We start from the raw sequence: 12,156 nt of genomic DNA on the forward strand, positions 1-12,156 counted from the left end.
GAAGACGATGACGGCAGCTTCTGGTGCAACGGTTGCCGAGCCCATTCCAGCAGAAGATGGAGCCGTGATGCGCCGTAAACCATCCGCCAAGGTCGCCACTATCGGGGTGACCCGCACCAAGCTCGCCGTCGAGGACGAGCTGGAGTGGCTGTTCCGCGAGCAGCCCACCGAGGACTACGGCATTGACGCGCATGCCGAGGTTGTCGACGGCGAGGGCGTCCGTGGCCGACTCCTGGCCCTGCAGATCAAGAGCGGGATGAGTTGGTTCCGGGAGGCGGCGACAGAGGGTTGGTGGTTCCGGCCGGACGGCGAGCACGTGGCCTACTGGCTCAACCACTCGCTGCCGGTGGCCGTGGTGCTGTACCACCCGGAGACGAAGCGCTGCCACTGGCAGTTAGTGAACCGCCAGACGCTCCAGGAGACATCCACTGACGGCTGGAAACTGCTGGTGCCGGAAGCCCAGGTGCTGGATGCGAGCGCCCGAAAGACCCTGCGGGAGGCTGCCGAGGGCGATCCGTACGAGCTGCGTATCCGTGAACTGCAGCTGGCCAAGCCGTGGATGGAGCTGTTGGCCAGCGGCAAGCGGCTGGTGGTCGACATGGAGGAGTGGGTCAACAAGGGCTCAGGACGAGGTGACATTGGTCTAGGCATAGACAACGAGGACGGCAAGGAACCCGAGAAGCTGGCCAGTTGGGGCGTGTTCCTTGGCCTCGCCAGCTACGCCGAGGTGGTGCCGAAGCTGTTTGCGTGGGCTGACGCCCACGTGCACCCGGAGACGTACGACGGGACGGAGTACGACCAGTACAGAGCAGACTGCTGTATTTGGGACGATGAGTATGAGGTCTTCGCGGCGGTGCCGTTCGAGGAGTGGAAGCGGGGTCTAGATACAGAACGTATCCGGCCGTACCGCAATGGTGGTGGCGAGGTTGATTTCTACCGACTTGAGCTGACGCTCAACGAGCTGGGCAAGGCGTTCTTGGTGGTGGATAGGTTCGGGATGGAGGGCGGGAGGCTGCTGACGGGGTGAATGGGTCTTTTCCATCTTGATCAGGTGGCGAGTTCGAGAGCGACGACGGCTCGGACGAGGGCGTTGATCCGGGTGGTGCTGCAGCGAAGTTTTCGCAGGAGCCGCCAGTACTTGAGGATGGCCATGGCGCGTTCGCCGAGGCTGCGGATCTTGGTGTGATCGCGGTTGTGACGTCGTCGCCAGCCGCGCAAGGTGCTTGCCCCGGATCGGGACACGGATCGCAGGGCCGGCACCCTGGTACGCCTTGTCAACCCAGCACTTGACGTCGTTTTCGGCGAGGGCGGCGGGAATGCCGTGGACCCGCGCCGCGGTCAGGTCGTGCGTGGCTCCCGGCAATGCGTCCGAGGCCCAGACCAGGCGGCCGGCCGGATCGGCGAGGACTTGCACGTTCATCCCGTGGTGCTTCTTCTTCCCCGAGTAGTACGGCCGGTCGGCGGCGATACGGTCGATCGGCAGCACGGTGCCGTCAAGGATCACGTACGCCTTCTTCCGGACGGTCGTCATGGCCTGTTTAATCCCGGCGAATCCTGGGCACCTGACCTCGACCGCTCCAAGATCCCCGACAGAATCAAGCTAGTAATGCGTAGGTCAGGCTACGAGTCGCCAGGGACATTTCAGGGACTTTCAGCTCTGTCTGAGGGACATCCGAGGGAGTTTTCGCTGTACAAGCACGGAAGGCTGGGACAGTGCTGAAAGGCCCAGGACGTCGGGCCCGCGCATCCACGCCGTTGCTCCGTGGCGCTCCGGCACGGCGTCGAGGGCCGGCGGTAGGAGACAAGGCTCTTCGGGGCCGCACACGGTCCTGACCTGGGAGAACGTGCCCACGACGGGCCCGGCCGTATGAGCGCCGGGCCCGCCGACAGGCGGTCAGTCGTACGGGTAGAACCCCGACCCCGTCTTGCGGCCCAGCCGGCCCGCGTCGACCATGCGCTGGAGCAGCGGGGGAGCGGCGTACAGGGGCTCCTTGTACTCCGCGTACATGGAGTCGGCGACCGAGGCCACGGTGTCCAGGCCGATCAGGTCGGCGAGCTTGAGCGGGCCCATCGGGTGGGCGCAGCCCATCTCCATGCCGTTGTCGATGTCCTCACGGCTGGCGATGCCCGACTCGAACATCCGGATCGCCGAGAGGAGATACGGGATCAGCAGGGCGTTGACGACGAAGCCCGAACGGTCCTGGGCGCGGATCGCATGCTTGTCCAGCACGTTCTGCACGACGGCTTCGGCGCGCTTTATGGTCTCGTCGGACGTCGTCAGCGCCGGGATCAGCTCGACGAGCCGCTGCACCGGGGCCGGGTTGAAGAAGTGGATGCCGATGACCTGGTCGGGCCGGGAGGTCGCGACGGCCAGCTTCACCAGCGGGATGGAGGAGGTGTTGGAGGCGAGGATCGCGTCCGGGCGGGTCACGACCTGGTCGAGCACCTGGAAGATCTCGGTCTTGACCTGCTCGTTCTCCACGACGGCCTCGATCACCAGATCGCGGTCGGCGAACTCACCGAGGTCGGTGGTGAAGCTGAGGCGGGCGAGGGTCTCGTCGCGCTCCTCCACGGTGATCTTGCCGCGCTCGGCGGCCTTGGAGAGGGAGTTGTGCAGCCGCGTACGCCCTATCTCCAGAGCCTCGCCGGTGGTCTCGGCCACCTTGACCTCGAGGCCGCTGCGGGCGCACACCTCCGCGATGCCTGCGCCCATTTGGCCACAGCCGACCACTCCGACGCGTGCAATGTCGGCCATAGAGTCCGTCACCTCGTGCCTTTCGCTGATCTTCGTGCGGCAGTTCCCGTTTGATTCCGGTGCCCGCCTCGACCCCACGACGTTACTCCGCGATCCGGTTCACCGGAGCTGCGGGTCGTGCGGTCCGCGGACGGGCATGATCTGCGTCACGCACAGCCGACGTGACACACGGGAACCGGGAAACGAAAGGTACACAGATGCGTCGTATGGGCCGGAGGTCATTGATGTGGGGCGCGGCGGGCGCGGTGGCCGCGATGATGACGGCGGGTGAGGCCGTCGCGGCGCACGGGCCCCCCGCCCGGCCGCACCGGGGCGGCAGGGCCGAGGGGGGCGAGATGCGCGGCGTGTGGATCGCGACGGTCGCCAACCTGGACTGGCCGTCTGCACCGGGGCTGAGCGCCGCGGCGCAGAAGGCGGAGCTGATCGCCCACCTGGACCGCGCGGTCGCGCTCCGGCTGAACGCCGTGGTCCTCCAGGTCCGGCCGAGCGCCGACGCCCTGTGGCCCTCGTCGTACGAGCCCTGGGCCCAGTGCCTCACCGGCGTGCAGGGCAAGGACCCGGGCTGGGACCCGCTGGGCACGGCGGTCGCCGAGGCGCACGCGCGCGGTCTGGAGCTGCACGCGTGGTTCAACCCGTACCGGGTCGCGAACCACACCGACCCGTCCCGGCTGGTGGCCTCCCATCCCGCGCGGCTGCACCCGGACTGGGTCCTGCCGTACGGCGGGAAGCTGTACTACAACCCGGGCCTGCCGGAGGTCAGGAAGTTCGTCCAGGACGCGATGCTCGACGCGGTGAGCCGCTACCCCGTCGACGCGGTGCACTGGGACGACTACTTCTACCCCTATCCGGTGGCGGGCCAGGTCTTCGACGACGACGACGCGTACGAGACGTACGGCCAGGACTTCGCGAGCAGGGCGGCCTGGCGCCGGGACAACACCGACCGGCTGGTGCGCGAGACGGCCGAGCGGATCAAGGAGGTCAGGAGCGGCGTCCGCTTCGGGATCAGCCCCTTCGCGGTGTGGCGCAACGCGTCGACCGACCCGCTGGGCTCCGACACCGCCGCCGGCGTGCAGACGTACGACGACCTGCACGCCGACACCCGGAAGTGGGTGAAGGAGGGGTGGATCGACTACATCTGCCCGCAGATCTACTGGCACATCGGCTTCGCGGCGGCCGACTACGCGAAGCTGGTGTCCTGGTGGGCCGCGGCGGTCCGGGGGACCGGCGTCGGCCTGTACGTCGGGGAGGCGCTGTACAAGGCGGGCGACCCGGCCCAACCTGCGGCCTGGCAGGATCCGGCCGAACTGTCCCGCCACCTCGACCTCGCCGCCGGCCACCCGGAGGTGGGCGGCCACGTCTACTTCTCGGCGAAGCAGGTCAAGGCCGACCCGATCGGGGCCATGGCCCGGGTCGTGGCCGACCACTACCAGGTCCGCGCCCGAGCACCCCGCTGACCCGGTCGTCCGCGGGTCGTCCCGCGGCCCGGCCGTCCGCGCCGGGCACCGGGCCCGCCCCGATGCCCGGGCCGCGGCGGTCCGGGGCCGGACGCGTGTGCCGGGGGCCACTCGTGCCCCCGGCGCACGCGCGCTCTACCTGTTCCGGTCCTCGGGGGCCGTGTGCTGAACGACGCTGTCGGGGCCCGGGGACCTGATCGATTCGTGCCCGTCCTCGAAGCGCAGGCGGTACGGGGGTTCGCCCCCGTCACCGAGCACCTCGACGATCTCTGCGACCTCGTCGTGCCGTCCCACGGTCCTGCCGTGCGTCAGCAGCCGGTCGCCCGCGTGTGCCTCCATCGGGAGTGACCTCCTCACGGGTGGCGGTCCATGTCGACAAGTCTATGACCCGACGCGGCTATCGGCTCCCGTGCGGCGGATGCCGCGGCTTCCCGCGCGCTGGGTGACGGCGATGCACACCAGGACCGCCACCGCCGCCACCGGCGCCGCCCCGGACACCTCCTCGCCGAGGACGAGGAACGACCAGACCAGGGTGAGCAGCGGCTGCGCCAGCTGGAGCTGACTGGCCCGCGGGACCCCGATCTCCGCCATGCCCCGGTACCAGACGTACAGCCCCAGGAAGGTCGATCCGGCGGCCACCCACACCAGCCCGATGATCCCGTGCGCCGTGAGACGCACCGGCTCGAACGGCAGTGCCACCAGCGGGCCGGCCACCGCGAGCGGCAGGGTGAGGACGAGGGCCCAGCCGATCACCTGCCAGCCGGGCATCACCCCGGCGAGCCTGCCGCCCTCGGTGTATCCCGCCGCGCAGACCAGCAGGGCCCCGAAGAGGTACAGATCGCCGCCGGAGAGCTCCCCTCCGCTCTGCTGGACCGTGAAGGCGATCACGACGGCCGCCCCCGCCAGCGCGGCGGCCCAGAAGGCGCGAGGCGGGCGCGATCCGGTACGAAGCGCCGAGAGGAGGGCGGTCGTCAGCGGCAGCAGTCCGACCACGACGGCCGCGTGCGAGCTGGTGGAGGTCCGGAGAGCCAGCGAGGTCAGCAGCGGGAAGCCCACCACCACGCCACCGGCGACGACCGCCAGGCCGGCCCAGTGGCGGCGCTCCGGCACCGGCACCCGGCCCGCGAGCAGGGCGCATCCCGCGATCAGCGCGGCGAGCACACTGCGCAGCGCGACCAGCGACCAGGGGCCGAAGCTCTCCAGGCCCCACACCGTCGAGGGAAAGGTCAGGGAGAAGGCGAGGACGCCGAGCCCGGCGAGGACGACCCCGCTCCCGGGGCCGCGGCGCCGCGCTGAGGGCCGGCCGGTGTCGACCGCTATCGCGGTGCCCGCAGTAGCGCTATTCTGTGCTGTCATGCATGAGCGTAGCAGCGTAGGTGAACTGGTGAAATCCCTGCGGAGTGAGCTGAACCGCTACTCTCCGGGTGAGAAGCTGCCGTCGAGTCGCGCGCTCGTCGAGCGTTTCAAGGTGAGCCCGGTGACCGTCTCCCGGGCCGTCTCGCAGCTCGCCTCCGAAGGCCTGGTCGTCACCCGGCCCGGTTCGGGAGCCTTCCGGGCCGAGACGGACGCCCCGGTTCCCGCCCCGGGCGACACCTCCTGGCAGGAGGTCTCGCTCAGCGGCGACGGCGGCCCCGAGGTCGTGCCGCGTACCGTCGACGCCTCGGGTGTGCTGGTCACCCTCGCCGCGCCGCCGCCCGGGGTGATCGAGTTCAACGGCGGCTACCTCCATCCCGGTCTCCAGCCCGAGCGCGCCCTGGCCGCCGCCCTGGCCCGGGCCGGACGCCGGCCGGGGGCATGGGGGAGGCCGCCCACCGACGGGCTGCCCGAGCTGCGCGCCTGGTTCGCCCGGGAGATCGGCTCCACGCTCACCGGGGCCGACGTCCTGATCACCGCCGGTGGCCAGAGCGCCCTGGCCACCGCGCTGCGCGCGCTCGCCCCGCCGGGAGCCCCCGTCCTCGTGGAATCGCCCACCTATCCGGGCATGCTCGCCGCCGCCCGCGCCACGGGTCTGCGACCGGTCCCCGTGCCGGTGGACGCCGACGGGGTCCGCCCCGACCTGCTGGAGGCAGCCTTCCGGGCCACCGGGGCCAGGGTCTTCGTCTGTCAGCCGCTCTTCCAGAACCCCACGGGCGCCGTGCTCGCCCCTGACCGACGGGCGCGGGTCGTACGGGCCGCCCGGGTGGCGGGCGCCTTCGTCGTCGAGGACGACTTCGCGCGCCGTCTCGTCCACGCGGACGCCGGCCCTCAGCCCGAGCCCCTGGCGGCCCACGATCCGCACGGTGTCGTCGTCCATGTCCGTTCCCTCACCAAGATCACGTCACCGAGCCTGCGTGTCGGCGCCCTGGCCGCCCGTGGCCCCGTCCTCGAACGGCTGCGTGCCATCCAGGTCGTCGACAGCTTCTTCGTCCCGCGTCCGGTCCAGGAGGCGGCGCTCGAACTCGTCGGCTCCCCGTCCTGGGAGCGTCATCTGCGTACCGTGGCCGCGGAGCTCGGCAGTCGTCGCACCGCGATGACGGCGGCGGTGCGGAGCGGGCTCCCCGAACTCGCCCTGCCGCACGTGCCGTCGGGCGGCGGCAGTATCTGGCTCAGGCTGCCCGGTCCGGTGGCGGGCGAACCCGCCCTCGTCGCCGCCGCCCTGCGGGCCGGGGTGGCCGTCGCGCCCGGCCGCCCCTACCACTGCGCCGAGCCGCCCGCCGCGCACATCAGGCTGAGCTTCGCGGCCGTGTCGGGAGCCGCCGAGATCGCCGAGGGGGTGCGCAGACTGCGCACAGCGGTCGACGACCTGCCCGGGCGGAGCGATAGCCTCCCCGGGTGAACGACGACGAGACCGCCCGGCACCACCACGAGATCTCCGACGACCCCGCGCGGCTGGACGTGGCCCGCGTCCACCGCTGGCTGTCCACGGACGCCTACTGGGCCCTGGGGCGCACCCGGGAGCACCAGGAGCGCATGATCGCGGGATCGCTCAACTTCGGTGCCTACGAGGTGGATTCGGGAGAGCAGGCCGCCTACGCCCGCGTCGTGACCGACCACGCCTCGTTCGCGTGGATATGCGATGTGTACGTCGACCCGGCGGCCCGAGGCCACGGCCTCGGCACCCGGCTCGTCACCACCGTCCGGGACCGGCTGGCCCCGCTGGGCGTACGCAGGTTCCTGCTCGCGACCAAGGACGCCCACGGGGTGTACGCGAAGCTCGGTTTCACGCCACTCCCCGAGCCCGGCATGTGGATGTCCCTGCGGACGGGCTGAGACCGGACGAACGCGCTTTCCGTCCCGCCCCCTTGACCGGCGGGGCGGCCGGCCCCACGATCGCGCCCATGAGTGTTCGGGTGTCCCTGGTCGCCGCAGCACGCAGCTCCGCCCTCCTCGCCGAGCGTTTCGACGACGACCGGCCGCTCGACCACGAGGGCTGGCGCGAGATCCAGCTCGTCGCGCACACCCTGGTCCGGCTCGGCGGCGCCGAGTTGCGCTACTGCTCACCGACGCCCCGCAGCCGCGCCACCGGGGACGCCCTCGGCTTCGCCCCGCTCGTCCAGCCCGCGCTGCGCGACTGCGACATGGGCCGCTGGCGGGGGCTGACCCTCTCCGAGGTCGCCGCGCGCGAACCGGCCGGTGTGGACGCCTGGCTCGCCGATCCGCGCTCCGCCCCGCACGGCGGCGAATCCCTGCTCGCCTTCATCGCCCGGGTCGGCGGCTGGCTCGACACCAGGCCGGTCCTGGACGGCGCCGTCGTCGCCGTCGCCGAACCCGCCGTCGTCCGCGCGGCCCTGGTCTACGCCCTCAAGGCCCCGCCGTCGACGTACTGGAACGTCGACGTCCGGCCGCTCTCCGCCGTGACGATCACCGGACTGCCCGGCCGGTGGAGCCTCAGCCTCGAAGCCGTCCCGCGCTGACCCGGTCACCCGGTCGAAGGAACGGGACGTGCGGTGCCTTCCCGCCGGTCCGACCAGTCGGTATGGTGCCTGGCACCGAGACGAGGAGAGAGCCCGTGCCGCACATCCGAGGCCACTGCGACGACCGGTTCGGGGCGGTGCGCGACGCGTTCGCGGCGAACTTCGCCGAGCGCGACGAGCTGGGCGCGGCGGTCACCGTCCTGCTCGACGGGCACCCGGTGGTGGACCTCTGGGGCGGCTGGGCCGACGGGGCGCGGACCCGGCCCTGGGAACGCGACACCGTGGTCAACGTCTGGTCCACGACGAAGGGCCCGACCGCGCTCTGCGCCCACATCCTCGCCGACCGCGGGCTCCTGGACCTCGACGCCCCGGTCGCCGCCTACTGGCCCGAATTCGCCGCCCAGGGCAAGGAGTCCGTGCGCGTGCGCCACCTGCTCTCGCACCGCTCGGGCGTCGCCGGCCTGCGTGACCCGCACACCCTGGCCGAGCTCTACGACTGGGAGCTCACCACCGCCCGCCTCGCGGCCACCGCGCCCTGGTGGGAGCCCGGCACCCGCTCCGGGTACCACGCGATCACGTACGGCTTCCTCGTCGGCGAGGTCGTACGCCGGATCACCGGTCTGCTGCCCGGGGAGTTCCTGCGTCAGGAGGTCACCGGGCCGCTCGGGATCGACTTCACGGTGGGCCTGCCGGAGAAGGACGCCGACCGGGTCGCCGAACTCGTCCAGCCGAAGGACGTCTCCCGTGCACAGGCCGCCCTGTTCGCCCGGATGGAGCCGGTGGCCATCGCCTCCCTGCTGAACCCGGGCACCGGCACGGCCGCGGCCAACACCCCGCAGTGGCGGGCCGCCGAGATCCCCGCGGCCAACGGCCACGGCACCGCCCGCGGGGTCGCCGCCCTCTACGGCATCCTCGCCGGGCGGGGCACCCTCGACGGAAGGCGGATCCTGTCCGAGGAGGCCGCCGAGCGGGTGCGTGAGGGACAGGGCAGCTGCCGGGACCTGGTGCTGGGAGCGGGCTTCACCCACGAGACCGAGCTGGGACTGGGCCTCTGGCTGAGCGGGCCGAACGGCTCGTACGGCCCCAACCCGCGTGCTGTGGGCCATGACGGGGCGGGCGGCTCCTGCGGTCTCGCCGATCCGGAGGCCAAGATCGCCCTCGGCTACGTCATGAACCGCATGGGCCCGGCCATCGCCGACGACCCGCGCAAGATGGCTCTGGTCGACGCGGTGTACGGCGCCCTGTGAACCGCGGTCGGTAGCCGGCCGGGCGCACCAGCCCCGACTCGTACGCGTACACGGCGGCCTGCGTCCGGTCGCGCAGGCCCAGTCTGACCGGCGTCCGGCTCACATGGGTCTTCACGGTCTGCTCCGCCACCACCGGACGTACCGCGATCTCCCCGTTCGACAGGCCCTGCGCGATCACGCCGACGCGCTCCCTGCCCGGGGGCCGGGGGCCGGAGCTGACCCGGGAGAACTCGGCGATCAGCCGCTTGGTGATGTTCGGGGCGAGCAGCGCGTCCCCTGCGGCCACCACCGGACCGCCTGGGCGAGTTCGGCGGCGGAGGCGTCCTTCAGCAGGAACCCGGATGCACCCGCGCGCAGCGCCTCGTACACGTACTCGTCCAGGTCGAAGGTGGTCAGCACGAGGACCCGGACGCCGGCGCCGGGCACCTCGGTGAGCTCCACGGGCGGGGCGCCATGGGAAGTCCTTCCGTACCGGATCGTGGTCCGCGAATCCGGTACCGAAGGTAGGGAGCGGTCCGTGTGGTCGGCGTCCCGCTCAGGAGTGCGCCCTCCGCGTAGTCCCGAAGTACTCCGGGTAGGGGGCATCCGGCCCGCTACGGCCGGCGGCGGGGCTTCCCTCGCTTCACGCCGCCCTTGGGGTTCTTGGAACCGGCGGCCCTGCCGGAACCGCCGGACCCGCCCCGGGAGGTCTTGCCCGCGGCCGGTTTGCGTGCGGCGCCGCTCTTCTTCCCGGCGCGCCCGGCCTTGGGCTGCGGCGGTGTCGGGGGACGGCCCCGGGTGCTGTTGACGGTCCGGCCCCGGACGATCCCGATGAACTCCTCCACCAGGTCGGTGGTCTTCTCCTCCGGCCACGACAGCGCGATCCGCGACTCGGGGACGCCGGTCAGCGGCCGGTAGGTGAGGTCCTTGCGGTGGTGCAGCCGGGCCAGCGACTGCGGGACGACGAGCAGTCCCACGCCCGCCGCCACCAGCTCGACGGCGTCCGCTGTCGTCGCGGGCCGTTCGAACGCGGGCCGGCCGGGCGGGCGCTCCCAGTCGAGGGTGTCGTCCAGGGGATGGAGCACGATCTCGTCGGCGAGGTCCTCCACCGACATCTCCTCGACGGAGAACGCGGCGTGGTCCTTGGGGATCACGACGACCGTCGTCTCGGTGTAGAGGGGGATCGCGCTGAGGTCCGTACGGTCGACGGGCAGCCGCACGAAACCGGCGTCCGCGCCGCCGTCGCGCAGCAGACCGGCCGCATCGGCCGCGGGGACGCCGACGAGGGTCAGCGGGGTACCGGGCAGCCGCTCGTTCCAGATCCGCACCCACTTGGTCGGGGTCACGCCCGGGACGTAGGCGAGCCGGAACGCGGGGGGTACTTCCGAGCCTGTCACCCCGCCAGGTTACCGGCCGTGGTCGGAGGCGCCGCACATGCTCGATACCCTGGACACCATGACGTCGCACCAGACCACCCAGACGATGAAGCCCGCCACCGCGGCGAAGAAGCTGGGTGTGTACCTCGAAGCCACCCCCGCCGAGTTCCAGGAGGGCGTCGTCTCGCGCGCCGAGCTGAACGCGCTGCAGTCCGACCCGCCCGAGTGGCTGCAGGAGCTGCGCCGCAACGGCCCGCATCCCCGCCCGGTGGTCGCCTCGAAGCTGGGCGTCTCCATCGCCGGCCTCGCGCGCGGCGGTGTCACGGAGCCGCTCACGACCGAGCAGATCGACGCGCTGAAGCAGGAGAGCCCCGAGTGGCTCCAGAAGGAGCGCGCCACCCAGGCCGACGTCCGCAAGGAAGCGGTCCGCATCAAGGAGCGCAACGCCGCCCGTGCCGAGCAGGCCGACCGCGACTGACGCGCCCGCGCTCTCCTGATGCCCTTCACGCCCTTCCGCGCGGGACGTGTTCCGCCAGGGCATCAGGACGGGCGGCCCGGGTTCCGGACGCGGTCCTGCGGCAGGAGAGCCTGGCAGGGCCGTCGGCGGGCGGACTATTCGCCCGTATAGAACGCGACCGTCGCCACCGTCGTCGCGGTCACGGTCTCCGGGTCCGCTCCGGAGGCGGCGAACGCACGGCCCCACTCCTCGCCCGAACGCGCGACGAAGGCCTTCGCCTCGGGTGACGCCTCCCACTCCACGGCGTCCTCCGGACTGAGCCCGCCACCCGCCAGATGCCACCCGAGCCCCAGAAGAGCCAGGTCCCAGCCGACCCCGACCGCTCCCGGCCCGTACTGGCTCCGGAACTCCTCCGGGACGACGGACACGTGCTCCAGCTCGAACACCGTCCCCCCGCCCTCCTCGGGCGCGAGGCGCACCTCGACCTCGCTGAAGGCGGGGTCGGGACCGAACAGCCAGGACACGCGGAGGCGCTCCCGGGGCAGGCACTCCAGGATCTCGCCGCCCGCGTTCCCCTCGAGCTGGTAGCTCCCGCCGGCCCGGAACTCGCCGGTCACCGGAAGGAACCACCGGGCGATCCGCTCCGGGGACGTCACCGCGCTCCAGACCTCGGCGACCTCGGCGTCGAAGGCGCGCCGCAGCAGCACCGTGCCGGCCAGTTCCGACGCCACGCGGCGCGTGCCGACCTCCCGGTGTACACGGCTGATCTCGTCGACGATCTCGCCCATGGCCTTCCAGCCCTTCTCCGCGTCGTCCGCGCCGGAGACCCCGGCGGTCCCCGGGCCATGTAACCGGAATTCCTCCGTCCGCGCCCATGCGCAGGGGGCGAACCGTGCGCCCGACGTCCGTGTCCGCGCCGGACGAACACGTCCCCGCCGCGACCCGAGCCCCCTGTGGCGTCAGGGTCGTGGGGTACGCCGAAAAGGTGGCCTCCG

At 71.9% G+C, this 12,156-nt stretch carries 13 protein-coding genes and 2 pseudogenes; 7 read left to right on the top strand and 8 right to left on the bottom strand.

The window, feature by feature from the left end; genetic code table 11:
- Positions 1 to 7: 7 nt before the first annotated feature.
- Positions 8 to 1,027 (top strand): DUF4365 domain-containing protein, encoded by a 1,020-nt coding sequence (locus IA22_RS35290; RefSeq protein ID WP_245229588.1) that lies wholly within the window; start codon positions 8 to 10, stop codon positions 1,025 to 1,027.
- A gap of 20 nt (positions 1,028 to 1,047) precedes the next feature.
- On the opposite strand, the gene IA22_RS38255 is transcribed toward IA22_RS35290, so the two are convergent.
- The 3 genes and pseudogenes from IA22_RS38255 to IA22_RS0118895 form a co-directional block, all read right to left on the bottom strand.
- Positions 1,048 to 1,242, bottom strand: coding sequence for a hypothetical protein (locus IA22_RS38255; RefSeq protein ID WP_363102660.1), 195 nt, complete (start codon positions 1,240 to 1,242; stop codon positions 1,048 to 1,050).
- A pseudogene (locus tag IA22_RS38260) lies at positions 1,190 to 1,531 on the bottom strand (transposase family protein); the annotation flags it as partial. The gene IA22_RS38255 and the pseudogene IA22_RS38260, both read right to left, overlap by 53 nt.
- 363 nt (positions 1,532 to 1,894) lie before the next feature.
- The gene (locus tag IA22_RS0118895; protein WP_030124246.1) at positions 1,895 to 2,755 is read right to left on the bottom strand and encodes a 3-hydroxybutyryl-CoA dehydrogenase; all 861 of its coding nucleotides are present in this window, start codon (positions 2,753 to 2,755) and stop codon (positions 1,895 to 1,897) included.
- A 197-nt stretch (positions 2,756 to 2,952) separates the two neighbouring features.
- Between IA22_RS0118895 and IA22_RS0118900 the strand changes: the two genes are divergently transcribed.
- Complete coding sequence (locus IA22_RS0118900; RefSeq protein WP_030124247.1) at positions 2,953 to 4,209, top strand: glycoside hydrolase family 10-like protein; 1,257 nt, start codon at positions 2,953 to 2,955, stop codon at positions 4,207 to 4,209.
- 135 nt (positions 4,210 to 4,344) lie between these two features.
- Here IA22_RS0118900 and IA22_RS0118905 read toward each other — a convergent pair whose 3' ends face one another.
- Positions 4,345 to 4,548 (bottom strand): DUF1918 domain-containing protein, encoded by a 204-nt coding sequence (locus IA22_RS0118905; protein ID WP_014157254.1) that lies wholly within the window; start codon positions 4,546 to 4,548, stop codon positions 4,345 to 4,347.
- 42 nt (positions 4,549 to 4,590) lie between these two features.
- Positions 4,591 to 5,565 carry a DMT family transporter gene (locus IA22_RS0118910; protein WP_030124248.1) on the bottom strand — a complete coding sequence of 325 codons (975 nt, stop codon included), beginning with the start codon at positions 5,563 to 5,565 and terminating at the stop codon, positions 4,591 to 4,593.
- On the opposite strand from IA22_RS0118910, the gene IA22_RS0118915 reads away from it, so the two are divergent.
- The 4 genes from IA22_RS0118915 (at position 5,564) to IA22_RS0118930 (ending at position 9,349) form a co-directional block, all read left to right on the top strand.
- Complete coding sequence (locus IA22_RS0118915) at positions 5,564 to 7,024, top strand: aminotransferase-like domain-containing protein (RefSeq protein WP_030124249.1); 1,461 nt, start codon at positions 5,564 to 5,566, stop codon at positions 7,022 to 7,024. The two genes, IA22_RS0118910 and IA22_RS0118915, sit on opposite strands and share 2 nt — an antisense overlap.
- On the top strand, positions 7,021 to 7,458 hold the full coding sequence (locus IA22_RS0118920) for a GNAT family N-acetyltransferase (protein ID WP_030124250.1): 438 nt from the start codon (positions 7,021 to 7,023) through the stop codon (positions 7,456 to 7,458). Before IA22_RS0118915 ends, IA22_RS0118920 begins: the two co-directional genes overlap by 4 nt.
- 68 nt (positions 7,459 to 7,526) lie before the next feature.
- Positions 7,527 to 8,102, top strand: coding sequence for a histidine phosphatase family protein (locus IA22_RS0118925; protein WP_030124251.1), 576 nt, complete (start codon positions 7,527 to 7,529; stop codon positions 8,100 to 8,102).
- Positions 8,103 to 8,197: 95 nt separating this feature from the next.
- Positions 8,198 to 9,349 (top strand): EstA family serine hydrolase, encoded by a 1,152-nt coding sequence (locus tag IA22_RS0118930; protein WP_030124252.1) that lies wholly within the window; start codon positions 8,198 to 8,200, stop codon positions 9,347 to 9,349.
- A 10-nt stretch (positions 9,350 to 9,359) separates the two neighbouring features.
- Here the strand turns inward: IA22_RS0118930 and IA22_RS35300 are convergent.
- Positions 9,360 to 9,784 (bottom strand): annotated as a pseudogene (locus IA22_RS35300) (LuxR C-terminal-related transcriptional regulator); the annotation flags it as partial.
- A 158-nt stretch (positions 9,785 to 9,942) separates the two neighbouring features.
- Positions 9,943 to 10,725, bottom strand: a complete 783-nt coding sequence (locus IA22_RS0118940; RefSeq protein WP_015576460.1) for a LysR family substrate-binding domain-containing protein — start codon at positions 10,723 to 10,725, stop codon at positions 9,943 to 9,945.
- Positions 10,726 to 10,783: 58 nt separating this feature from the next.
- Between IA22_RS0118940 and IA22_RS0118945 the strand changes: the two genes are divergently transcribed.
- Complete coding sequence (locus IA22_RS0118945) at positions 10,784 to 11,182, top strand: DUF5997 family protein (RefSeq protein WP_030124253.1); 399 nt, start codon at positions 10,784 to 10,786, stop codon at positions 11,180 to 11,182.
- A gap of 134 nt (positions 11,183 to 11,316) precedes the next feature.
- Here IA22_RS0118945 and IA22_RS0118950 read toward each other — a convergent pair whose 3' ends face one another.
- Positions 11,317 to 11,949 carry an SRPBCC family protein gene (locus tag IA22_RS0118950; protein ID WP_030124254.1) on the bottom strand — a complete coding sequence of 211 codons (633 nt, stop codon included), beginning with the start codon at positions 11,947 to 11,949 and terminating at the stop codon, positions 11,317 to 11,319.
- Positions 11,950 to 12,156 lie beyond the last annotated feature (207 nt).

The organism is Kitasatospora papulosa (genome assembly GCF_000717245.1).
Lineage (GTDB): Bacteria > Actinomycetota > Actinomycetes > Streptomycetales > Streptomycetaceae > Streptomyces > Streptomyces papulosus.

Bases quoted from the DNA above. Each gene is read 5' to 3' on its own strand.
- IA22_RS35290 (WP_245229588.1), top strand. From the start codon at position 8: ATGACGGCAGCTTCTGGTGCAACGGTTGCCGAGCCCATTCCAGCAGAA.
- IA22_RS0118895 (WP_030124246.1), bottom strand. From the start codon at position 2,755: ATGGCCGACATTGCACGCGTCGGAGTGGTCGGCTGTGGCCAAATGGGC.
- IA22_RS0118900 (WP_030124247.1), top strand. From the start codon at position 2,953: ATGCGTCGTATGGGCCGGAGGTCATTGATGTGGGGCGCGGCGGGCGCG.
- IA22_RS0118905 (WP_014157254.1), bottom strand. From the start codon at position 4,548: ATGGAGGCACACGCGGGCGACCGGCTGCTGACGCACGGCAGGACCGTG.
- IA22_RS0118915 (WP_030124249.1), top strand. From the start codon at position 5,564: ATGCATGAGCGTAGCAGCGTAGGTGAACTGGTGAAATCCCTGCGGAGT.
- IA22_RS0118910 (WP_030124248.1), bottom strand. From the start codon at position 5,565: ATGACAGCACAGAATAGCGCTACTGCGGGCACCGCGATAGCGGTCGAC.
- IA22_RS0118925 (WP_030124251.1), top strand. From the start codon at position 7,527: ATGAGTGTTCGGGTGTCCCTGGTCGCCGCAGCACGCAGCTCCGCCCTC.
- IA22_RS0118945 (WP_030124253.1), top strand. From the start codon at position 10,784: ATGACGTCGCACCAGACCACCCAGACGATGAAGCCCGCCACCGCGGCG.
- IA22_RS0118950 (WP_030124254.1), bottom strand. From the start codon at position 11,949: ATGGGCGAGATCGTCGACGAGATCAGCCGTGTACACCGGGAGGTCGGC.